This is a genomic window from Cyanobium sp. ATX 6F1 (assembly GCF_024346315.1).
GTDB lineage: Bacteria > Cyanobacteriota > Cyanobacteriia > PCC-6307 > Cyanobiaceae > ATX-6F1.
In genome coordinates this window covers 25,346-47,348 of record NZ_JAGQCS010000012.1, presented here as the reverse complement: position 1 = coordinate 47,348, position 22,003 = coordinate 25,346, and the positions used below count along the sequence as shown (strand labels likewise).

22 protein-coding genes are annotated in these 22,003 nt (G+C 67.5%); 12 read left to right on the top strand and 10 right to left on the bottom strand.

Annotated features, from left to right (window positions below; translation table 11 throughout):
• Positions 1-123: 123 nt before the first annotated feature.
• Entirely contained in the window at positions 124-546 is a 423-nt protein-coding gene (locus tag KBZ13_RS14460; protein WP_255010404.1) for a PilZ domain-containing protein, read from the top strand.
• 16 nt (positions 547-562) lie between these two features.
• On the opposite strand, the gene KBZ13_RS14455 is transcribed toward KBZ13_RS14460, so the two are convergent.
• The 5 genes from KBZ13_RS14455 to KBZ13_RS14435 all read right to left on the bottom strand — a co-directional run bounded on the left by KBZ13_RS14455 (position 563) and on the right by KBZ13_RS14435 (position 8,845).
• Positions 563-1,387, bottom strand: coding sequence for a hypothetical protein (locus KBZ13_RS14455; protein ID WP_255010402.1), 825 nt, complete (start codon positions 1,385-1,387; stop codon positions 563-565).
• A gap of 3 nt (positions 1,388-1,390) precedes the next feature.
• Positions 1,391-2,203, bottom strand: coding sequence for a hypothetical protein (locus KBZ13_RS14450; RefSeq protein WP_255010401.1), 813 nt, complete (start codon positions 2,201-2,203; stop codon positions 1,391-1,393).
• Between the two features lie 38 nt (positions 2,204-2,241).
• Entirely contained in the window at positions 2,242-5,406 is a 3,165-nt protein-coding gene (locus KBZ13_RS14445; protein WP_255010400.1) for a CHAT domain-containing tetratricopeptide repeat protein, read from the bottom strand.
• Positions 5,403-7,919, bottom strand: a complete 2,517-nt coding sequence (locus KBZ13_RS14440; protein WP_255010398.1) for a CHAT domain-containing tetratricopeptide repeat protein — start codon at positions 7,917-7,919, stop codon at positions 5,403-5,405. The genes KBZ13_RS14445 and KBZ13_RS14440 overlap by 4 nt, the downstream gene beginning before the upstream one ends.
• A gap of 74 nt (positions 7,920-7,993) precedes the next feature.
• A complete protein-coding gene (locus KBZ13_RS14435; protein ID WP_255010397.1) occupies positions 7,994-8,845 on the bottom strand; it encodes a VanW family protein in 852 nt (283 codons plus the stop codon).
• 310 nt (positions 8,846-9,155) lie between these two features.
• Between KBZ13_RS14435 and KBZ13_RS14430 the strand changes: the two genes are divergently transcribed.
• The 3 genes from KBZ13_RS14430 (at position 9,156) to KBZ13_RS14420 (ending at position 10,688) form a co-directional block, all read left to right on the top strand.
• Positions 9,156-9,527 carry a hypothetical protein gene (locus KBZ13_RS14430; RefSeq protein ID WP_255010395.1) on the top strand — a complete coding sequence of 124 codons (372 nt, stop codon included), beginning with the start codon at positions 9,156-9,158 and terminating at the stop codon, positions 9,525-9,527.
• 80 nt (positions 9,528-9,607) lie between these two features.
• A complete protein-coding gene (locus KBZ13_RS14425; RefSeq protein ID WP_255010394.1) occupies positions 9,608-10,102 on the top strand; it encodes a hypothetical protein in 495 nt (164 codons plus the stop codon).
• A 43-nt stretch (positions 10,103-10,145) separates the two neighbouring features.
• A complete protein-coding gene (locus KBZ13_RS14420) occupies positions 10,146-10,688 on the top strand; it encodes a hypothetical protein (RefSeq protein ID WP_255010392.1) in 543 nt (180 codons plus the stop codon).
• Here KBZ13_RS14420 and KBZ13_RS14415 read toward each other — a convergent pair.
• The 5 genes from KBZ13_RS14415 to KBZ13_RS14395 all read right to left on the bottom strand — a co-directional run bounded on the left by KBZ13_RS14415 (position 10,644) and on the right by KBZ13_RS14395 (position 14,753).
• Complete coding sequence (locus tag KBZ13_RS14415; protein ID WP_255010391.1) at positions 10,644-11,183, bottom strand: DUF3828 domain-containing protein; 540 nt, start codon at positions 11,181-11,183, stop codon at positions 10,644-10,646. The two genes, KBZ13_RS14420 and KBZ13_RS14415, sit on opposite strands and share 45 nt — an antisense overlap.
• A gap of 13 nt (positions 11,184-11,196) precedes the next feature.
• A complete protein-coding gene (ureC, locus tag KBZ13_RS14410) occupies positions 11,197-12,915 on the bottom strand; it encodes an urease subunit alpha (RefSeq protein WP_255010388.1) in 1,719 nt (572 codons plus the stop codon).
• Between the two features lie 6 nt (positions 12,916-12,921).
• Positions 12,922-13,230, bottom strand: coding sequence for an urease subunit beta (locus KBZ13_RS14405; RefSeq protein WP_409995667.1), 309 nt, complete (start codon positions 13,228-13,230; stop codon positions 12,922-12,924).
• Positions 13,231-13,266: 36 nt separating this feature from the next.
• The gene (locus tag KBZ13_RS14400; protein WP_255010381.1) at positions 13,267-13,569 is read right to left on the bottom strand and encodes an urease subunit gamma; all 303 of its coding nucleotides are present in this window, start codon (positions 13,567-13,569) and stop codon (positions 13,267-13,269) included.
• 269 nt (positions 13,570-13,838) lie between these two features.
• On the bottom strand, positions 13,839-14,753 hold the full coding sequence (locus KBZ13_RS14395; RefSeq protein WP_409995666.1) for an urease accessory protein UreD: 915 nt from the start codon (positions 14,751-14,753) through the stop codon (positions 13,839-13,841).
• Positions 14,754-14,824: 71 nt separating this feature from the next.
• On the opposite strand from KBZ13_RS14395, the gene ureE reads away from it, so the two are divergent.
• From ureE to urtE, 8 genes are all read left to right on the top strand, one after another.
• A complete protein-coding gene (gene ureE / locus KBZ13_RS14390) occupies positions 14,825-15,367 on the top strand; it encodes an urease accessory protein UreE (RefSeq protein ID WP_255010379.1) in 543 nt (180 codons plus the stop codon).
• Between the two features lie 2 nt (positions 15,368-15,369).
• Positions 15,370-16,038 carry an urease accessory protein UreF gene (locus KBZ13_RS14385; protein ID WP_255010444.1) on the top strand — a complete coding sequence of 223 codons (669 nt, stop codon included), beginning with the start codon at positions 15,370-15,372 and terminating at the stop codon, positions 16,036-16,038.
• Complete coding sequence (gene ureG / locus KBZ13_RS14380; RefSeq protein WP_255010378.1) at positions 16,039-16,638, top strand: urease accessory protein UreG; 600 nt, start codon at positions 16,039-16,041, stop codon at positions 16,636-16,638. It abuts the gene before it with no gap.
• A 138-nt stretch (positions 16,639-16,776) separates the two neighbouring features.
• Positions 16,777-18,090: an urea ABC transporter substrate-binding protein gene (gene urtA / locus KBZ13_RS14375; protein WP_255010441.1), complete on the top strand. Its 1,314-nt coding sequence runs from the start codon at positions 16,777-16,779 to the stop codon at positions 18,088-18,090.
• Between the two features lie 103 nt (positions 18,091-18,193).
• Positions 18,194-19,351, top strand: coding sequence for an ABC transporter permease (locus KBZ13_RS14370; protein ID WP_255010376.1), 1,158 nt, complete (start codon positions 18,194-18,196; stop codon positions 19,349-19,351).
• A gap of 3 nt (positions 19,352-19,354) precedes the next feature.
• The gene (gene urtC / locus KBZ13_RS14365) at positions 19,355-20,512 is read left to right on the top strand and encodes an urea ABC transporter permease subunit UrtC (RefSeq protein WP_255010374.1); all 1,158 of its coding nucleotides are present in this window, start codon (positions 19,355-19,357) and stop codon (positions 20,510-20,512) included.
• Positions 20,509-21,282 (top strand): urea ABC transporter ATP-binding protein UrtD, encoded by a 774-nt coding sequence (urtD, locus tag KBZ13_RS14360; RefSeq protein ID WP_255010373.1) that lies wholly within the window; start codon positions 20,509-20,511, stop codon positions 21,280-21,282. Before urtC ends, urtD begins: the two co-directional genes overlap by 4 nt.
• Positions 21,279-21,998 carry an urea ABC transporter ATP-binding subunit UrtE gene (gene urtE, locus KBZ13_RS14355; protein WP_255010371.1) on the top strand — a complete coding sequence of 240 codons (720 nt, stop codon included), beginning with the start codon at positions 21,279-21,281 and terminating at the stop codon, positions 21,996-21,998. Before urtD ends, urtE begins: the two co-directional genes overlap by 4 nt.
• Positions 21,999-22,003: the final 5 nt, after the last annotated feature.

Sequence of the window (22,003 nt, the reverse complement as noted above, 5' to 3'; positions counted from 1 at the left end):
CTGCCGATGGGCTGGAAGGGTCCCTTGGCCTGGGCTGTCGGCAAGTGTAGACACCGTTAATGTTGATGAGATCAAGCGAGCTCAGCTGCTCAATCGTTCACAGTCCTCTTCATTCTCATCACTGTGACCGAACCCACTCTCACGAGCCCATTCATCCAGGTCCCTGGCGATGGTTCTGAGGCGGGCGGATCCCTCCAGGAAGAGGGGGAAAAAGACCATGGCGCCAACCGACGCGAGCATTTCCGAAACTCCATCGAGGTCACCAAGCCCATCTCTCTGGCCCTGGCGTCAGCCGATGGTGAGGCGATCGGGCCCTGGTATTCGGCCGACATTCTTGACCTGAGCGCCGGCGGGCTCTGCCTGGTGCTGACCTCTGGCCAGGAGTTTGAGCCCGTCAACCGCCTGCTGCTCAACCTCAGCAGTCAGCCGGGTTTCGGTGTCGAGCAGATTTCGGTCAACTTGCGCTGGTACGTCAAAGGCGGACTGCTGGTGAGCCTCGGCGTGGGCTTCGATCAGCCGTTCGATCCCCCGCCAGAGCTGGCCTGAGGCGGTTGGTCGTCACCTACAGCGCCACTTCCCGTGTGGCCTTGAAGAAGATTGACTTGGGATCGAAGGCCTTCACCTGGTGGGTGAGGGCCTCAAGGCTGATGGGGGCGCAGTCCTTGGAAGGATCCCTAGGGCAGAGATTGGGCACTAGTTCCATGGCGGCCGTGGCCCGGGGGTCGTAGGACCAGCGCAGGGCCCGGCCCCCGAACAGGGATGGCTTCGGCGGCTGGGTGAGCGTGGGGATCAGCAGATCGAAGCTGGCGGCCTCGAAGCTCTTGGCCGGCAATCGCAACAGCAGGTTGCGGCTCAGCTTCTCGCCGGGGTGAATCACATCGTCGAGGAAGAGCCAGCCAGTGGAGAGGGTGCGGCCGGGGTCTGAGGGGGCGAAGCGCTCGGCCCGGTCCTGGGGGCCCAGCAGAATCAGCACCTCGGTGGCCCTCTCTGCGAAGGCAGGATCCTCGCCATCCTGATGGAGTCGGATCCCCTTCAGCTGCCAGACGCTGGGTAGCAGGTACAGCCTGCGGCTGCTGGAATTGGAAGCAGTGATCTCCACTTCCAGTTCCAGGTTGGCCTGGCCCGTTGTCTGGGTCGGCCGCAGCCGACGGCTGGGGCTCACCGCGATCTGCAGGCTGAGGCTGGCGGGGGCCATGTCCGGCACCAGGACCTCCTTCCAGATGAAGGTGTAGGCCCCCCAGGTGGCCGCCACCACGATGCCGACCGATTGAATCCAGTTGTGCAGCACGTTCGAGCGCACCCAGGAGGGCACCGGATCCTTGGACGCCGCGGGGGTAGCTGCCGCTGCGCGGGGCGTTGCGGTTGGCGGCTGCTCTGGCTCGGCCATGGCTCAGGGCCGGGCGGCGGCGAAGACCTCACCGACCCGGCGGGGGCAGCGCAGGGGTTTGCGGCAGGAGGCTGTTGGGGCGTTGCTGACGCTGCTCAAGGCCCGGTTGGGCTCCTCGCCCACCTCGGCCAACAGCTTCAGATCGCTGACGCGGTCGTTCGCCAGGCCCTCCATGGCCGCGGCCGTGCAGGGGCTGGCGGTGGCGCCGAAACCGCTGAGCAGGGCGTAGGCCCGCTGGCTTCGGGTGCCCTGCAGGGCCGCATCGGCGCTGCCGTAGGCGGAGCGCGCCGGCGAGAGTTTCTGGGCGGGGGTGCTGGGCTTGAGTCCCGGGCTGGAATCCAGTAGCACTCCCGCCAGACAGATGGCCTGGAGATTGAGAGCCGGTCCCTCTAGGGCGGTGCCGGCCTTCTGTCGGGCGAGGAAGGCCTGGCCCAGGCCGGAGGCGACCCAGTAGGCGATTCCCCACGGTCCGTAGCGCTTCCGATCGCTGCTCAATCCTTTCGCCTCCAGCAGCAGCTCGCCACTGGCCGGGCAGTAGAGGGCACTGGTGTCGGCGCTGGCGCCCTGGGCGCTGGGGCAGCTGGAGAGAAGACCGTTGCCCGCAGGGACCAGCCGCAGGGCCGGCCAGGGCAGGGCGGCGGTGGCTGGATCCCCCTTCCAGGCCTGCTGCAGGGGCCCGCTGACGGCCTGAACCGCTGCCTGCAGGTCGGTCGCAGGATTCGGGGCGGCCACGGCCGCTGGGGCCAAGGTGGCGCCGGCGCTGGCGGCCAGCAACAGTGCGGAGATCAGGAACCCGGGGGTCGAGGGCTGGGACACGACGGCAGCTGGGTGGGTGGGTTCAGTGTGTTTACCTCTCATAGCCCCGGCAAGGGAGAGGTGTCGCCGGAGAGCTGCCAGGCGGCCCAGTACTTGTGGTCGCGCCAGTCGCGCACGGGAGGGTTGGTGCGGAACTCCTCCTGGACCTGAACGAGGGCCTCCATGCGTCCTTTGCCGGCCTTGAGGAGGTCGTAGAAGCGGCGCATGAACTGAGCGGTGGCGTCGTCGTCGACCTTCCAGAGGGAGAGGAGTGTGGAGCGGGCCCCGGCGACGGTGAGGGCTCTTTGGAGGCCGTAGACGCCCTCGCCGCCCTGAACGGTGCCGGAGCCGGTGTCGCAGGCGGAGAGGACGACGAGCTGGGTGCCATCGAGCTGGAGCTGGGCGGCCTCCTTGGCGGTGAGGTAGCCGTCATCAAGGGAGGCGCCAGAGCGGGTGGTTGGGGGGCCGGCAGGGGCTTTGGGCTGGTTGGGCAGGCCGCTGCGGTTGGCGCCCGCCAGCACGAGGCCGGAATCGAGCAGGGGATCACCTCCGGTGGGGGCGGGCAGGAAGAAACCATGGCTGGCGACGTGCAGCACCCGGGGCCCGTGGGTCCGTTCCAGGGCGGTGGCGGTGGCGGCGGATCCCTCGATCAGGCGTGCGCGGAGCTGGTCGGCTACCTGTTGTCCTTCCTTGGCGGCGGCGGGCAGGGCGGCCCAAGGTTTGACGCCGCCGAAATCGGGACCGGCGACGACCAGGGGTGGCTGGGCGTTGGGGGCTGGATCGGTGGGAAGGAGATCACGGCCGCTGGTGAGCAGGCGCAGCTGCACGTTCTGCACCAGGCGCTGGCTGGGGTTGCGGGGATCGGAGAGGGCGGCGTAGGGGATGCGGTTGAGTTCGCCGTCGGGGGAGAGAAACCAGCGGCGGCGACCCTCCAGCTGGGGCATCAGGGGAGCCAACACCTTGGCGGTGACCTGCTGCCAGAGGGGATCGGCGGGACGCTCGCCCTTTTCGCTGACGGCGAGGGCCTCGCGGATGGGGGGATCGATGGCACTGGCGGGCCCCAGGTCGGTGGCGGTGATGGCGCCCGAGGGCTGGAGGACGAGGGCGAGGTAGCGGGGTTCTCCCCAGGGGGAGGCCGTTCCGGGGCGTCCCTGGAAGGGCTGGAAGCGCTGGAACTCGATCAGCACACCATCGGAAGGCAGGGACTTGGCCACGGCAGCAGGTTCGATGAGGCGTGGCTGGAGGGCGGGCAGCTGGCGGTAGAGCTGCTGCTCGAGCTGCTGGCGCTGGTCCTGGAGGGGCTGTCGCTGGGCGGGGGGCAGTCCGACGTTGGCGAGGAGGGCGGTGAGGGCGGCAATCCGCTGGCTGAGGGCCTGCTGGGGCCCTGGTGCACGGGCGAGAAGGGCCTGCCGGCGTTCGATGTCCTGGAGGAGGCCGTGGCGGTTGAGGCGTGTGAACAGGGCGAGATCGGAGCCGGCGGGGGAACGGCCGGCGTAGCTGTAGGCGATTTCCCAGGCGTTGCCGAGGGAGCGGATCTGGGGGAGGCGGCGGGATTCGGGAAGGAGGGGGATTTCGCGCTGAAGGAAGAGGGTCTGGCCGCGGATGCCCTGGCGCAGCAGGGGTTCGGCGCGGGCGGAGGCGCCCTGGCCGTCGTAGAGCAGGGCCAGGTTGATCTGGGTGTTGGCCGTCACGGGATGCTCCGCTCCGAGCCGTTGCTCCTGGATGATCAGGGCCCTGCGGTAGAGCGGTTCGGCGCGGACGGCGGAACCCTGTTGCCGATAGGCCTCGGCCAGGTTCAGGAGATAGCCCGATGAGGTGGGGTGATCGGCACCGAAGGCTTTGTCGTTGATCGAGAGGGCACGCAGCAGGAGCGCTTCAGCTCGCGTGAATGCCCCTTGTGTCAGGTAGTTCTGAGCCAGGTTGTTGAGGACGACCGCTGTGCCCGGAGCCTCACGGCCCTGAACCTTCTCGTTGATGGCGAGGGCCCGCAGCAGGAGCGGCTCGGCTCGATCCGGGGTCCCGCTGCGCTGGTGGAGCTGGGCCAGGTTGCTGAGCCCCAGAGCTGTGGCGGGATGGGAGGGTCCCAGGGTGGATTCGCTCATCGCAAGGGCTTGCCGGAGCAGCGGCTCTGCCCGCTCGTAGGCTCCCTGATCGATGTGGAGCTGGGCCAGGTTGTTCAGCGTCAGGCCGATTTCCGGGTGCCGTGCACCCAGGGCACGGCGCTGCAGATCCAGGGCGCTCAGCAGGAGTGGTTCCGCCAGCCCGTACCTGGACTGGAGCACAAGAAGTTGAGCCAGGTTTATCCGAACCCTCGCCGCATCGGTCGGAGCTGTGCTCCGGTTCTCCTCCATGCCGGTCAGCACCTTCCGGTAGAGGACTTCCGCTTCGGGGTAGGCCCCCTGAATGTGAGAGAGAAGGGCGAGGCTGCCGAGGGCCTGCAGCGCGAGTGGACTCCCCGCGCCCAGCGAGGTTTCGGCCACATGGAGCGCACGGGTGAACAGGGCTTGGGCTCTGTCGTAGTCATGAAGTCCCTGATGGAGCCCGCCCAGGTTGATGAGGGTGGTTGCGGTGTCAGGATGGAGAGGGCCGTGGTGCCGCTCGACGATCGAGAGTGCCCGCTGAAGCAGGGGCTCGGCATTGTCGTAAGCGCCCCGGCGCATCAGATGGACGGCAAGGTTGTTCAGATAGGTGGCCGTGGCCGGGTCATCGGGTCCGAGGGCCTGCTCCTGTGCTGCCAGAGCTCGGCGGTGGAAGAACTCGGCCTGAGGCAAGAGGTGCTGGTTGTCGTAGAAGTCGGCCAGGTATTGGAGCGCTGTCGCCGTGTCGGCATGACCGCGGCCGTGGAGCCGCTCGAAGATGGCGAGAGCCCGCAGGTGGAGAGCCTCGGCACGCTTGCCGTTCCCCTGCTTCTGGAGAAGGCGGGCCAGAGCGGAGAGCACGGCGGCCGTCGTGGGGTGGCTGGAGCCGGCCTGCTTCTCGACCGAGTGCAGGATCTGCTCCATCAGCGCCGTTGCCTGCGCGATGGCGCCACGGGCTTCCAGGGCTTGTGCCCGGTGCACCTCGCTGAGGAGGTCGGCTGGGGCGATCGTGCGACGGCGGCTGGACGCGGAGGGCACCTGTGCCTGCCGGGAATCGGAGCGGGAAGGGATCGGCCCCGGCGCTGCGACCGCCAGCGCCGGGGCCGCGAGGATTCCCACCACGGCCAGCAGCGCCCGCTTCCTCACAGCCCCGGCAGCGGTGCTACATCACCGGAGAGCTGCCAGGCGGCCCAGTACTTGTGGTCGCGCCAGTCGCGCACGGGAGGGTTGGTGCGGAACTCCTCCTGGACCTGAACGAGGGCCTCCATGCGTCCTTTGCCGGCCTTGAGGAGGTCGTAGAAGCGGCGCATGAACTGAGCGGTGGCGTCGTCGTCGACCTTCCAGAGGGAGAGGAGTGTGGAGCGGGCACCGGCGACGGTGAGGGCTCTTTGGAGGCCGTAGACGCCCTCGCCGCCCTGAACGGTGCCGGAGCCGGTGTCGCAGGCGGAGAGGACGACGAGCTGGGTGCCGTCGAGCTGGAGCTGGGCGGCCTCCTTGGCGGTGAGGTAGCCATCGTCGCCGGCACCGCTCTTGCGAGTTGCCGTTGTTGGGGCTGCGCTTGGCTGATTGGGCAGGCCGCTGCGGTTGGCGCCGGCGAGCACCAGACCGGAATCGAGCAGGGGGTCGCCGCCGTTGGCGGCGGGCAGGAAGAAGCCATGGCTGGCCACATGCAGCACGCTGGGCCCGCGGGCCTGCTTGAGGGCTGTGGTGGTCGCGGCAGTTCCCGCGATCAAGGTGGCCTTGAGCTGGCTGGCCACCTGCTGGCCTTCCTGGGCGGCAGCGGGGAGGGCGGCCCAGGGGCGGGCACCACCGAAATCGGGGCCGGCCACCACCAGGGGTAACTGGCCAGCGGAGCTGGGCTCGCCTGGCAGCAGATCGCGGCCGCTGGTGAGCAGGCGCAGCTGCACGGCCTGCACCAGGCGCTGGCTGGGGTTGCTTGGATCGGAGAGGGCGGCGTAGGGGATGCGGTTGAGCTCGCCATCGGGGGAGAGGAACCAGCGTCGGCGGCCGGCGAGCTGGGGGAGCAGGGGGCTGAGCACCTTGACGGTGACCTGTTGCCAGAGGGGATCGGCGGGGCGCTCGCCCTTTTCACTGACGGCCAGTGCCTGGCGGATGAGGGGATCGATGGCACTGGCGGGCCCGAGATCAGTGGCGGTGATGGCGCCGGAGGGCTGGAGCACGAGGGCGAGGTAGCGGGGTTCACCCCAGCGCTGGTCCTTGTTGGCACGCCCGTCGTAGGGCCGGTAGCGCTGGAACTCGATCAGCACTCCATCGGGAGGCAGGGCCTGGGCCACGGAAGCGGGTTCCACCAGCCTGGGCTGGAGGGCGGGGAGCTGGCGGTAGAGCTGCTGCTCGAGCTGCTGGCGCTGGTCCTGGAGGGGCTGTCGCTGGGCGGGGGGCAGTCCGACGTTGGCGAGGAGGGCGGTGAGGGCGGCAATCCGCTGGCTGAGGGCCTGCTGGGGCCCTGGTGCACGGGCGAGCAGGGCCTGCCGGCGTTCGATGTCCTGGAGGAGGCCGTGGCGGTTGAGGCGTGTGAACAGGGCGAGATCGGCGCCGCTGGGGGTGCGGCCGGCCAGGGAGTAGGCCGCCTCCCAGGCGTTGCCCAGGGCCTGGATCTGGGGAAGGCGGCTGGATTCGGGCAACAGGGGCAGTTCCCTCTGTAGGAAGCTGACCTGAATCGAAATACTGCGACGGAGGGGAGGTTCAGCGGACTGATGGGCGCCCTGGTTGAGGAGCAGGCCAGCCAAGGTATCCAGCGAGAGTGCGGTGCCGAGGTGGTTCGGGCCCAAGGCTCGTTCCTTGATCTCCAGGGCGCGCCGGGCCAGGGGTTCTGCGTCCTCGAATCGCCCTTGACTGGAGAGGAATAGGGCCAGGTTGTTGAGTGATGCTCCTGTGTCGGGGTGGCCTGCCCCCAGGACCTTGTCCCGGATCGCGAGGCTGCGGCGGTAGAGCGATTCCGCTTTGGAGAACTCTTTCTTTTTGTCGTACAGAAGCGCAAGGGAATTGAGGGTCGTGGCCGTCTCCGGGTGATTGGGTCCGAGCGTGGCCTCACTGATGGCGACCACTCGGAGGAAGAGGGGCTCGGCTTTCTCGCCCTGGCCCTCGCTGGCATACAGGCTGGCGAGATTGTGCAGCGTGTCAGCGGTCTGGGGATCCTTGGGCCCCAACCGTTGTTCGACGATCACGAGGGCCCGCCTATAGAAGGCCTCGGCCCTGGCCATCGCTCCCTGGCGGCGGCTTAGTCCTCCAAGGTTGTTGAGGGTGGTTGCCGTGGCGAGGTGCTGAGACCCGAGGGTCGCTTCCTGGATTTCAAGGGCCCGCTCGTAAAGGGGTTCAGCCTTGCCGTAGGCGGCCTGCTTCTCATAGAGCGCAGCCAGGTTCTGGAGGGAGGTGCCCGTGTCCGGGTGACGGGGACCGAGCCTGCTTTCGCGGATGCGCAGGGCCCGTTCGAAGGCGATGAGAGCTTCGCCGTACGCGGCCATGTAGTAGAGGTTCTCGCCGAGGTGGTTCAACGCCGTGGCGGTATCGGGATGATTGCCGCCCTGCACCTGCTCGCTGCGGCGGACGACCCGTTTCCAGAACTCAGCCGCTTCGCCAAAAGCTCCTTGCTTCTCACGGGCCTCGGCCTGCCGCACCCATTCCTGCACGTCTGATGGCATGGCGCTCATGGCCATGGTCTGGGCTCCCAGCATCAGCACCAGGGGCGCAAGCGCGGACAGCCATTGCCTCCTCCTCACAACGTCACCGTCTCCTCCAGTGGCACGGCAGCCCGCTTGATCTCCTCACTCGGCTCGTAGAGCACCTTGCCGAAGTTGTGGGAGATCAGCTCATGGCGCTCGGTGCGGCCGCTGGCACGGTTCACGGCGCGGCGCCAGATCTCGTTGCTGCGGAAGTAGGCGTTCTCGCCCTTGAGAAAGCGATGGTTCTCCTCGTAGACGTGGAACTTGAAGGCAGGTTCCCGATCGCTGCGCAGCTCCCCCACCAGGTGGGTGTCGGTGAGCCAGAGGCGGATCTGAAACGTGGACGGGGTGGGATTGGTGAGCTGGAAGTCGAGGTAGTTGTAAAACACAGCCGCCCCCGATGACCAGGGCAGCACCCGGCCCTCATCGGGGAAGGGATCACAGGTGTGGTGATGGCGCTCGCTGATCGTGAGCTCCGCGTGCAGCGCCAGCCAGTAGAGCAGGTTGGTCGATTGGCAGATGCCGCCGCCGATACCCGGCCGCGCCACCCCGAACGAGAGCTCGACCCCCTCCTTGAAACCGCGCCGGCGGCTTGGTTTGCCCACCAGCTGACAGAAGGAGAAGGTTTCCCCCGGGCGCAACAGCACGCCATCGAGGTTGGCCACCACCAGGCGCAGGTTGTCGACCTTGTTGTGCTGAAGGCGCAGGTCGGTGCTGCCGAGCTTGCGCATCAGCAGCGACTGGTGCTTCTTGATCCGGTAAGGCAGCGGTTCGGCGCCAACGCTGGCGACTGTGCAGTAGGTGCGGCCATCGAAGCGGGCACGCAGGCGTCGCCGCAGGCGGTGGAACGCCACCGAGGCGCGGTACAGGAAAGGGTGGCGCTGGGAGAGCAGCCGCCTCGACACGGGCTGGGGTCCGGGGATCGGCAGTTTAGGGGTGTTGCACCGGTTCACTCCCGCTCGGGCAGGTGGTGAAGGGCAAAGCTTCCGGCCCTGCCCTGGAACGGCCTGAGCGACGGAGTTGGCGGCCGATGTCCATCGGTGGGTGCAGGGCCAGAATCGGAGCCGATCGTCCCCTTCGAGTGGAGGGCCTCCGATGGCGTTTCAGTTCCCCCCTGCCCGCCTTCGTAGTGGACCGGCGCCGTGGATCACCTTGCTCAGGATCAGGGGCACCACAAGCTGGCGGCCGCTGGGCCTGGCGTGGCTGCTCAGCGCGGTGGCGCTGCTTCCCGCCGGGGCCCAGGGAGCTCCCTTGCCCCAGCGGCTGGGGGAGTGCCGCCGCAGCAGCGTCAAGGAGGTGCTCTACCGGCTCAGCTCCACCGATGCCAATGGCGTCCTGATCCCCATCCCAGGATCGGGGTCCGCCATCACCTTCACCAACGGCGGTTACCAGGTCTCCTATGACACCGTGCCGGCGATCCATCGCAGCCGCGAGGGGGATGTGGTGCAGCTGTGCCTGAGCTTCATCCCCGATTGCCGGCAGGCCGCGAAGGACGATCGGCGCGGTCGGAGGTACACCACGCGCAACCTGCGCACGGGCGAATTCTGGACACTTCCAGACAGCCAGCACGCCTGCGGTGGGGCCTGACTAGTGGCCCAACTTCTTCGATACGCTCGGCCGGGCGCTGGGCTGGACGGGTGAAACGGTGGAGTTCTGATGCCGTGGGTTTGACGCTTTTTTTGGCGTTGCTCGGAGCCAGCGCTGCCCGCGCCCAGAGCTACGACCTTGAGTCATTAATGCGTGGTTCCACCCGCACACCGGCACCGCCGGCGCTGAGCCGTCAGCTTGCCGCCGATCCTGAGCACCGGTCTGCGCTCGCCCGCTGCGTGGCCGATCCCTCCGTGGGCCTTCGGCGGGCCGAGGCGTTTTTCGCGGCGCTGCCAATGCCGCGGCTGGCGCCCTCGGGGGCGGCCTGGCTTGTGGTCCCCACCCGCCGTTGCCCGGCTTACTTCGGCGGTCATTCGGTGCCCTTCTGGATTGTCGAGCGACGGCCCGACGGGGTTTACAGCGAATTGATGAGTGGCGCCGAGGATGGTCTGGAGGTCCCGGGCAGCCGCACCCTGGGCTACGCCGATCTGCGCACGCGCTACGGGCCCCGCGGCCGCACCCTCTACCGCTTCGATGGGGCCATCTATCAGCCCCAGGCGGCAGAACGTCATTGAGCCCAAGCTGGCCTGTCGATCGTTGCCCCCACGACGCCGAGGGATGGCCAGCCTTCCTGGGGCCGCTTCAACGGTGCTGGTGGGGCTGTCCTACGCGTTCGCCGGTGTGGTGGCCGCCCGGGCGGCGATCCGCGACACCCTGCTCGAAGCGGCTCTCGATGGCCTCGCGGCGCGGCGCCCTGATCGGTTGGTGCGCGAACGGGCGCTGAGGCTCTATGGCGGCGCGCCGATCGTGGGGGCCGGCGGTCTGATGCTGGCCATCGGCAGCCTGCTGGCGATGCCGGTGTTCCTGCTCACCTGCCTGTGGCAGGCGGCCCATTTCCTGGTGCTTTGCCCCACCGCTACGACCGCGAGGATCCCGTCGATCCCGCTGGCCGCCGCCAGAGCCTCCACGCCTTCAGGGTCTATGGCCTGGCCACGGCGTTCGTGCTCTGGGCGGGTTGGAGCGGTGCCCTGCGCGCCCCCGGCAACGGCTCCCCCCTGGTCCCTGGGCCTGGTGGGGGCGGCGGGGATGCTGGCCAGCAGCTGGGGTCTGGTGCAGCTATGGCGTGTGGACCGGGCCTTTCGTTCCGGGGGGGACCCATGAGGGGCTGCGCATGGCCAGGATCTGCCGCAGTTGATCGCTCAACGTGCGGCGGGGGGTCTGCTCCGGCGATCCCTCGGGCGCCGGAAAGCTGATGTCGGCGAGGCGCCAGCGGCCGCCGGTGGCGTTCACCTGCACCTGGATGGCCTGGAGGCTGGCGGAGGCCTTGGAGCGCCCCACACTCACCGGGACTGACACGATGGCTCGGTCCGGCGCCGTCAGCTGGCAGCCGGCGATGCGATAGCTCATGGCGCCCACCTGGGTGCCCTGGAAGGGATCGGAATCGAGCACGCCGCTCCCATCGTTGCGGGGAGATTGGAAGGGCTTGCTCGCTTCACTCAGCTTCGCGTAGAGCCCGGGCTCGAACCGCTCCCGCTGGCTCGGCAGGGAGCGGGGCCAGTGGTTCTGGTCCTTGAGGTACCACCCGTAGACGTCCTTCACCACGGCGCTGGCCTGGGGCGGGCAGGTGGCGAGGGCGAGAAGCAGAAGAGCTTGCATCTGAGCAGGTTGCTTAGAGCAAAAAGTACCGCTGGGCCATGGGCAGCACCTCGGCCGGTTCGCAGGTGAGTAACTCCCCGTCGGCGAACACTTCGTAGGTCTGGGGGTCCACCTCCACCTTGGGCAGGGCGCTGTTGTTGCGCATCTCAGCCTTGCCGATGCCGCGGGTGTTCACCACCGGCACGCAGGGCCGCTTCAGGCCCAGCTTCCGGGGCAGGTCATCATCGAGGGCGGCCTGGCTCAAGAAGGTGAGGCAGCTGGGGGCAAGGGCACCGCCGTAGGCGGCGAACATCGGCCGGCCGTGCACGGGGCCGGGGGTGGGAATCGAGGCGTTGGCGTCGCCCATCTGGGCCCAGACGATTGAGCCTCCCTTGAGCACCAGCTCGGGCTTGACCCCAAAAAAGCCTGGTTTCCACAGCACCAGATCCGCCAGCTTGCCCACCTCCACCGAGCCGATCTGGGAATCCAGGCCGTGGGCAATGGCGGGGTTGATCGTGAACTTGGCGACGTAGCGCCGGATGCGCGTGTTGTCGTGGCGGCCACCGGCGGCGGCATCCTCCGGCAGGGGGCCCCGCTGCACCTTCATCTTGTGGGCGGTCTGGAAGGTGCGGGTGATCACCTCCCCCACCCGGCCCATGGCCTGGGAGTCGCTGGCGATGATCGAGAAGGCGCCCAGGTCGTGAAGGATGTCCTCGGCGGCGATCGTCTCGCGGCGGATGCGCGATTCGGCGAAGGCCACATCTTCCGGGATCGATGGATCCAGGTGGTGGCACACCATCAGCATGTCGAGGTGCTCCTCGAGCGTGTTGCTGGTGTAGGGGCGGGTGGGGTTGGTGGAGCTGGGCAGCACGTTGGCCTCGCCGCAGATCCGGATGATGTCGGGGGCATGGCCGCCACCGGCCCCTTCGGTGTGGAAGGTGTGGATCGTGCGGCCGCCGATGGCGCGGATCGTGTCTTCGACGAAGCCCGCCTCGTTGAGGGTGTCGGAGTGGATGCAGACCTGCACGTCGAACTGGTCGGCCACCGACAGGCAGCAGTCGATCGCGGCTGGCGTAGTGCCCCAGTCTTCGTGGAGCTTGAGGCCGCAGGCGCCGGCGCGGATCTGCTCTTCGAGGGCCGCCGGGGTGCTGGCGTTGCCCTTGCCGAAGAAGCCCAGGTTCACCGGCAACCCCTCAGCGGCCTGGAGCATGCGGGCCAGGTGGAAGGCACCGGGGGTGCAGGTGGTGGCGTTGGTGCCGGTGGCCGGACCCGTGCCGCCCCCCAGCAGGGTGGTGACCCCGCTGGAGAGGGCCGTTTCGATCTGCTGGGGGCAGATGAAGTGGATGTGGGTGTCGATGCCGCCGGCGGTCACCAGGTGGCCTTCGCCGGCGATCGCTTCGGTGCCCGGCCCCACGATGATGTCGATGCCATCGCTGATGTCGGGGTTGCCGGCCTTGCCGATCGCGCAGATGCGGCCGTCACGCAGGCCGATGTCGGCCTTGACGATCCCCCACCAGTCGACGATCAGGGCGTTGGTGATCACCGTGTCGACGGCGCCGTCGGCGCGGCTGGTCTGGGCCTGGCCCATGCCGTCGCGGATCACCTTGCCGCCGCCGAACTTCACCTCATCGCCGTAGGTGGTGAAGTCGCGCTCCACCTCCAGGATCAGCTCGGTGTCGGCGAGCCGCAGGCGGTCGCCCGTGGTGGGGCCGTAGGTCTCGGCGTAGGCCCTCCGCTCCATCCGATAGGCCATGGCTGCTTACTCCAGGGGTCCGTTGATCAGGCCGTTGAAACCAAACACCCGGCGGGCGCCGGCGTAGGGCACCAGCTGCACCTCGCGGGCATCGCCGGGTTCAAAGCGCACCGCCGTGCCGGCGGGGATGTCGAGCCGCTGGCCGCGGGCGGCGTCGCGATCGAACACCAGCGCTTCGTTGGCCTCGTGGAAATGGAAATGGGAGCCCACCTGCACGGGCCGATCGCCGCGGTTGGCGACCCCAATGGTGGTCACGGGGCGACCGGCGTTGAGCTCGATCACGCCGGGCTCGGGGATCAGTTCACCGGGAATCATTTCACCAGGAATCAGTGGGCTCATGGGTTCAGGCGCTCAGCGGATGGGGTCATGGAGGGTGACGAGCTTGGTGCCGTCGGGGAAGGTGGCCTCCATCTGCACTTCGCCAATGAGCTCCGGAACGCCTTCCATCACCTGATTGCGCTTGAGCCAGGTGCTGCCATCGCGCATCAGCTCGGCGACGCTGCGGCCGTCACGGGCCCCCTCCAGGATCAGGAAGCTGAGCAGGGCCACCGCCTCCGGGTGGTTGAGCTTGAGGCCGCGGTTCAACCGTCGCTCCGCCAGCAGGGCGGCGGTGACGATCAGGAGCTTGTCCTTCTCCTGGGGGGTCAGGTGCATGGGTGCTGGCGTGCCGGCTGCACTCTGGCAGTGGTTGGGCGTGTGGACGGGTTCAGGGGGAACGGTTGTGACGACTCCTATGAGATCCCCTGGCGTTGTTGCTCCCCCCAGGCGCCCTCGGTCTCCAGCCAGACGGGATCCCCCCGTTGCAGGCGGCCCCCACGGAGCACCGGCAGGCGTTCGCCAGCTTGCCGCTGCCGACATCCAGCAGGGCATGGGCCCGATCGCCAACAGCCCCCGCTCGCTCAGCGCGCCCAGCCGTTGCCGGCTCATGGGGCTTCCCCAGGGGAGGGGAGGTGAGTGAAGGGTGATTCCTGAAACGGCCACACCCGCGGCAGTTCAGGTGGCGGCAGGCCGCGCTCGGCGCGGATGCGTGCCCAGAGGCGCGTGAACCACCAGCGGGCCGCCTGGGTGGAGGGCCCGTGGTAACGGGCCACCAGCCCCTGATCCAATCGTCCGCAGGCCATGGCCCCCTCCAGCCCTTGTCGATCGGCGCGGCATGCCTCCAGCAGCGCCTCGCTCACGGGTTCTGGCGCCGCCCAGACCAGGCTGCCGAACACGGGGGATCCCCCCAGGCCATGGGGGTCCGTGAGGCTCTCGCCCCCCAGTGCCAAGCGGTCCACCAGACTCCAGCTCCCGGCGCGCCGAATCTCCAGGGAGGAACGCCAGCTGCCGGAGCCGAGGGTTTCGCCGTCGGCGCTGCGGCCCAGCCGCACCACCTCCGCCCCCAGCCAGCTGGCCCCGGCCGTCAGCTCCACCCGGCTGTGCTGCTCGAACAGGGCGCCCGCGTAGAGCACCAGCTCCTGGGGGAGCCATTCCAGGTCCGCCCCGGCGGCGAGATCAAACTGCAGTCGCTGCCGGGCCCAGGTGCCTTTGGGTGTGATCCGCGAGCGTCCCACCGTGCCATAGACCTTCTGGGCCGCCACGCTGGTGATCAGGGCCTGGCTTCGGGGGCCCAGCTGGGCCTCGATGGCGAGCTCATCGCCCCCCACGAGGCCGCCGGCGGTGTGCAGCAGCGGCAGTTCGCAGCGACCATCCTGCTGGCGGAAGGCACGTTGGATCTTGAGCGGTGCCGTGGCTCCGCCCTGGTGCACCGTGGCTCCGCCAGGGTCCGCTCGGCTGAAACACAGCTGGGCGCTGGCCCGCCAGGGGGTGGTGGTGCGCTCGGGTGGGCTGACGATCACGCGGGGGGCAAGCGGGGGCTGATGGTGGAATGGCTTAGGCGCCCATCCTGTCGCCTTCCCCGTCGCCAGTGATGAGTCGCTCTCCCCTCGGCCCCTCCGGCTCCTCAGCCACGACGCCCCTGGTGCTGGTGAATCGCCTGGGCGGCCCAGCCGAAGGGCCCGAGGCCGGTTCGGTCCTGCTCCTGCCCCTGAACGCTGACCAACGCACCAGCCTGCGGGGCCACCGCAGGAGCGCCTGCGGGAGGGATCTGCTGCTGCAGTTGCCCCGGGGCGCGGCCCTGGAGCCCGGCGAGCGCTTGGTCCCGGCGGGCGGCAGCCCTGTGGTGCTGGTGGAGGCGGCCCCCGAACCGTTGTTGGTGGTGCGCGCCGCCGATCCCCTGGCGCTGCTGCAGGCGGCTTACCACTTGGGCAACCGCCATGTGCCCCTGGAAGTTCATGCCAATCAGCTGCGGCTGAGGGTCGACAGCGTGCTCGAGGACCTGCTGCGGCAGCGGGGCCTGCTGGTGGAGCGGTTGCAGGCGCCCTTCCTGCCCGAGGGCGGTGCCTATGCCGGGGCTGGGCCCAGCCACCACGATCACAGCCATCAGGGGCCCCACGATCACCACCAGCCGTGAGCCTGTCCCGCCTGCGCCTTTATCAGCTGGTCAGCCCAGCCCTGCCGGTGGGCGCCTTCAGTTATTCGGAGGGGTTGGAGGTGCTGGTGCAGCGCGGTCAGCTGGCCGAGGTCGCCGCCCTGGAGGGCTGGCTGATCGCTGAGCTGGAGCGCGGCCTGGTGGCGATCGAGGCCGCGGCCCTGGGTCCCTTGATGGAGGCCCTGGCCCAGGGGGACCTGCCGGCGGCGGCCGAACTCGACGGTTGGCTGCTGGCCCAGCGGGAGGCGGCGGAGCTGCGGGCCCAGCAGCGTCAAATGGGGCGCTCGCTGCTGCAGTTGCTGAAGGACTTGGGCTGGCCCCTGCCTCCGGCTGGGGCTGGAGCTGCAGCTCCTGGGCTGGGCTGGAGCGCCGCCTGGGCCTGGGCGGGGGTGTGCCTGGAGCTGGAGCCCCTTGAGCTGATCGAGGCCTACCTCCACGGCTGGGTGGCCAATCAGATCAGTGCCGCCGTGCGCCTGGTGCCCCTGGGGGCCACCTCGGGCCAGGCCCTGCAGCTGCGGCTGGGGCCGTTGCTGGAGCGCCGCGCCCGGGAGCTGGTGGGCGCCGACCCCCGCGCCCTCTGGAGCGGCGGGGTCGGGGCGGCCCTGGCCCAGCTGCAGCATGCTGAGCTCTACTCCCGTCTGTTCCGCAGTTAGATGAGCCGCTTGCGCGTGGGGGTGGCCGGGCCCGTGGGTTCCGGCAAGACGGCCCTGGTGGAGGCCCTGTGCCGCTCGCTGCGGGACCGGCTGCAGCTGGCGGTGGTGACCAACGACATCTACACCCAGGAAGACGCCCAGTTCCTCACCCGCGCCGGTGCCCTCGCCCCCGAGCGCATCCGCGGGGTGGAGACGGGCGGCTGCCCCCACACGGCGATCCGTGAGGACTGCTCGATCAATCGGGCGGCGGTGGAGGAGCTGGAGCAGGCCTTCCCCGACCTGGATCTGGTGCTGGTGGAGAGCGGCGGTGACAACCTGGCCGCCAGTTTCAGCCCGGAGCTCGTCGACCGCTGCATCTATGTGATTGATGTGGCCGCCGGCGACAAGATCCCCCGCAAGGGGGGACCGGGCATCACCCGCTCCGATCTGCTGGTGATCAACAAGATCGATCTGGCCCCGATGGTGGGCGCTTCTTTGGAGGTGATGGAGCGGGACACCGAGCGCATGCGCCCGGGTCTGCCGTGGTGCTTCACCAACCTCCGCTCGGGAGAGGGCCTCGATCAGGTGGAGAAGTTTCTGTTGCAACAGCTACCGGATTGAGACTTGTTTGACGTTGGGTCTGTGACAGGCCGCCCATGGGTTGGCCAAACGGTGCGATCCGCTACATGTTTTCCGAGGTACCCGTCGATACGTTGCCCTTTCCGCTAGTTGGCGGACCACACCCAGGAGTTTTGTTCAATGAAGCCCACCTCGACGCAGAAGACGGCCTTTCGTCTGCTGGGCGGCGCCACCGCTCTGGCCACGTCCTTTTCCCTCGTGGCCTGTGGGGGCGGTGGCGGCGACAAGATGGCCTCCGGAGACGGCGGCGGCGGTTTCGACGGTGAAGTGAAGGTCGGGATCCTTCACTCCCGCTCCGGCACCATGGCTATCTCCGAGAACACGGTGGCCGAAGCCGAGCTGATGGCGATCGAGGAGATCAACAAATCCGGTGGTGTCAATGTTGCTGGCAAGAAGCTGAAGATCGTTCCGGTCGAGGAAGACGGCGCTTCCGACTGGCCCACCTTCGCCGAGAAAGCCAAGAAACTCATTGATCAGGACAAGGTCGACGTGGTGTTCGGAGGCTGGACCTCCGCCAGCCGCAAGGCGATGCTGCCGGTGTTCGAGGCCAAGGATCACTTCCTCTTCTACCCAATCCAGTACGAAGGTCAGGAGTGCTCCAAGAACATCTTCTACAGCGGGGCTACGCCCAATCAGCAGGCCGAGCCGGCTGTGTCTTGGCTGCTGAAGAACAAGGGCAAAGACTTCTTCCTGGTGGGCTCCGATTACGTGTACCCACGTACGGCCAACACGATCATGAAGGAACAGCTCAAGGCAGAAGGCGGCAAGCTGGTGGGTGAGGACTACCTTCCCCTTGGAAACACTGAGGTGGCGCCGATCATTGCCAAGATCAAGCAGGCCCTGCCCAAGGGTGGTGTGATCGTCAACACCCTGAACGGTGACAGCAATGTTGCTTTCTTCAAGCAGATGAAGGCTGCCGGCATCACCCCGGCCAACGGTTACGCGATCATGAGCTTCTCGATCGCGGAAGAGGAAGTGGCCGCCATCGGGCCTGAGTACCTTGAAGGTACCTATGCCGCCTGGAACTTCTTCCAAAGCCTTGATACCCCGGCTTCCAAGAAGTTCACCGCTGACTTCAAGGCGAAGTATGGCGAGAAGCGGGTCACCAACGACCCGGCTGAGTCGGCTTACAACATGGTCTACCTCTGGGCCAAGGGTGCCGAGAAGGCCGGCAGCACCGATAACGCCAAGGTGCGTGAGGCCTTGATCGGAGTGAAGTTCGATGCCCCTCAGGGTCCGATCGAAGTTCAACCCAACCATCACACCACTGAACTGGTGATGATCGGCGAGGTCCAGAAGGATGGGATGTTCAAGATCATCGAGAACAAGGGCATCCTCAAGCCCATTGCCTGGAACCAGTTTGTGCCTGAAACCAAGGGCTACACCTGCGACTGGACCCAGAAGCGTCCTGACGCCGGCAAGTTCAAGATGTGATCGCCGTCAGGCCATCGACCTCAGAGGGGGGAGGAATCTCCCCTCTTTTCGTGCCTGGCTTTCTGGGCTGACCGTTCACCTTGCCCGGTTCCGCCGGGACGCCATGGATCTTCTCTACGAAACACTGTTCAACGGCCTGGCCATCGGCTCGGTGCTGGTGCTCGCCGCACTCGGACTGGCCGTGGTCTTCGGGCTGATGGGCGTCATCAACATGGCCCATGGCGAGTTGATGATGATCGGGGCCTACACCACCTATGTGGTGCAGAACATCTTCAAGGCCGCCGTGCCGGAAGCGCTGTTCCCGATTTACATCTTGATTGCCATTCCGATCGCCTTCCTGGTCAGTGGTCTGGCCGGTCTGCTGCTGGAGAAGACCGTGATCCGCAGGCTCTACGGGCGGCCCCTGGAAACCCTGCTGGCCACCTGGGGGGTGAGCCTGATCCTGCAGCAGTTTGTGCGCTCGGTCTCGAGTGCCTTCGCCATCGGCCTGGTGCTGGCGGTGGCCCTCGGTCTGCTGCTGCCTCGCCTCACCCCCAAGGCCTGGTGGCAACAGCGCTGGACCCCGATCCTCGCCGTGGGCAACTGGCTCGTCGCCGGCCTGGTGGGGATCGCCGTGGCCGCCGTCCTCGGACAGCAGCGGGCCCTTGATGAACCCTGGTTCAGCGCCCGCAACCTCGATGTCACCGCGCCCAGCTGGCTGCGCGGTTCCATCGACGTGGGGGCCGTGAACATGCCGACTGCGCGCCTGTTCATCATCGCCCTCACCATCGCCGCCCTGGTGGCGGTCACCTGGTTCCTGCAGAAGAGCGTCTGGGGCATCCGCATCCGCTCGGTCACCCAGAACCGGCCGATGAGCGATTGCCTCGGCATCCCCACCCAGAAGGTGGATGCGCTCACCTTCCTGGTCGGCTCCGGTCTGGCCGGTGTGGCTGGTGTCGCCGTCACCCTGCTGGGATCGGTGGGCCCCAACCTCGGAGGCAATTACATCGTCGACTGCTTCATGGTCGTGGTGCTCGGAGGGGTGGGCAAGCTCATGGGCACGGTGGTGGCGGCCCTCGCCATCGGTGTGCTGAGTTATGTGGTCGGTTCCGGTTCGTTGCTTCTGGTCTGGCCTGCCATGCCCGGCGGCCTCAACGAGCTGATCACCTTCTTCGCCACCACCTCGATGGCCAAGGTGCTCGTGTTTGCGATCATCGTGGTCTTCCTGCAGTTCCGCCCGGCGGGGATCTTCCCGCCCAAGGGCCGCATGGTGGAGGCCTGAGCCATGGCGCCCACCGCTGCTCCCCTCTGGCGTCGCCTGTTGCCCTGGGTGCTGATCGTGGCCGCGGCCCTGATCCTGCCGGTGCTACTGCCCCCCTTCCGGCTCAACCTGCTCGGTCGGTTTCTCTCGCTGGGCATCGTCGCCCTGGGCATTGATCTGATCTGGGGCTTCACCGGCCTGCTCAGCCTCGGCCAGGGGATCTTCTTCGCCATCGGTGGTTATGCCATCGGCATGTACCTGCAGCTCGACAGCCTCGAGCCCGGCCAGTTGCCGGAGTTCTTCGGCCTCTACGGCGTCAAGGAGCTGCCGACCTTCTGGCAGCCCTTCACCTCGCCGGTGTTCACGTTTCTGGCGATCTGGGTGATCCCTGCCCTGGTGGCTGGCCTGCTCGGCTTTCTGGTGTTCCGCAACCGGATCAAGGGGGTCTACTTCTCGATCCTCACCCAGGCGGCCCTGCTGGTCTTCTTCAACTTTTTCAACGGCCAACAGAAGCTGATCAACGGCACCAACGGCCTCAAGACCGACACCGCGCGGATCTTCGGCGAGTTGGTCGGCTCCGATGCCATGCAGCGCAGCCTGTTCCTGCTCACCGTGGTGCTGACCGTGGCGGCCTGGTTCCTTTGCCGCTGGCTCACCAGCGGCCGCTTCGGTGATGCCCTGGTGGCGATCCGAGATGATGAGCCCAGGCTTCGCTACACGGGCTACAACCCCACCGCCTACAAGACCCTCGTCTTCGCCGTGGCCGGAGCCCTGGCCGGGGTGAGCGGAGCGCTCTACACCGTCCAATCCGGCATCGTCAGCCCCCAGTTCATGGCGGTGCCGTTCTCGATCGAGATGGTGATCTGGGTGGCGGTGGGCGGACGGGGCACCCTGATCGGGGCTGTGCTCGGGGCCGTGCTGATCAACTATGCCAAGAGCCTGATCAGTGAGCAGCTGCCCGAAACCTGGCTGTTCATCCAGGGGGGTCTGTTCCTGCTGGTGGTCACCGCCCTGCCCGATGGCCTGGTGGGCTGGTGGCGCCAGGGCGGAGTGCGCCAGCTCCAGGCGATGCTCGGTTGGCCGCCCCTGGCGCCCACCTATCCCGCCTTGGATCTCGATCCCGTCGTGCAGGCCGAGGCCGCCGAACTCACCCCGCCGTCCACCCGAGGAGTCGAGCCATGAGCACCCCGTCCACCGGCGTGAGTCCGCTGCTGGAACTGCGCTCGGTGAGCGTCAGCTTCGATGGTTTCTGGGCCCTCAACGATCTCAATCTGCAGCTGGCACCCGGCGAGCTGCGGGCGGTGATCGGTCCGAATGGTGCCGGCAAGACCACCTTCCTCGATGTGATCACCGGCAAGGTGAGGCCCACCAAGGGGGATGTGGTCTTCCGGGGGAAATCCCTGGTGGGCACCACGGAGCACCAGATCGCACGGCTGGGGGTCGGCCGCAAATTCCAGACGCCGCGGGTGTATCAGAACCTTTCGCCACGCCGGAACCTCGAGCTGGCGGTGAGCCACCGCAATTCCCCAATCGATCTCCTCTTCGGCTCTCTCGATTCCAAGGCTCGGGAGCGGGTGCAGCAGCTGCTGGCGGTGGTGGATCTGGAGGCCCAGGCCAACGTGCCGGCGGGTGGGTTGTCCCATGGCCAGAAACAGTGGTTGGAGATCGCCATGCTGCTGGCCCAGGACCCCGATCTGTTGTTGGTCGATGAGCCCGTGGCCGGCCTCACCGATGAGGAAACCCGCCGCACCGCTGATCTGCTCAAGCAGCTCTCCGGTGATCACACCGTGCTGGTCATTGAGCACGACATGGAGTTCATCCGCGATCTCGACTCCCAGGTCACGGTGCTGCATGAGGGCCATGTGCTGTGTGAGGGGCCCATGGATCAAGTCGAGAAGAATCCAAAGGTGATCGAGGTCTACTTGGGCATTTCGATGGAGGACGACGCATGACCACCACGGATGCGGTGCTGCAGGTTCGCGGCCTCAACGTCTACTACGGTGACAGCCATATCCTCAGGGATGTCGACATCACCGTCAAACCAGGCCAGATGGTCTGTCTGATCGGCAGGAACGGTGTCGGTAAAACCACCCTGCTCAAGACCGTGATCGGGTTGCTGCGGCAGCGCAGTGGAGCCGTTGAGCTCGAGGATCGAGACGTCTCCGCCCTGCCGCCCCATCAGCGGGCCCGCAGCGGTATCGGCTACGTGCCCCAGGGCCGGGAGATCATTCCCCAGCTCACGGTGCGCGAGAACCTTCTGCTGGGTCTGGAGGCTCTGCCGGGGGGGTTGCAGAAGAACCGCCACATCGATCCTGTGGTCTACGAGCTGTTCCCGGTTCTCGAGAAGTTCCTCAACCGTCGCGGCGGCGATCTCAGCGGCGGACAGCAGCAGCAACTCGCCATCGCCCGTGCCCTTCTGGGCAAGCCTCGACTGCTGCTGCTCGATGAACCCACCGAGGGCATTCAGCCGTCCGTGATTCTCGACATCGAGCGCGCGGTCAAGCGGATCATCAAGACCACGGGAATCAGCGTCCTGCTGGTGGAGCAGCACGTCAATTTCGTGGAGCAGGCTGACTGGTTCTATGCCATGCAGCGGGGGGGGATGGTGGCCAGTGGCCCCACCGAAGAGCTCAGTCAGGAGGTGGTGAACCGCTTCCTCAAGGTCTGAGTCGT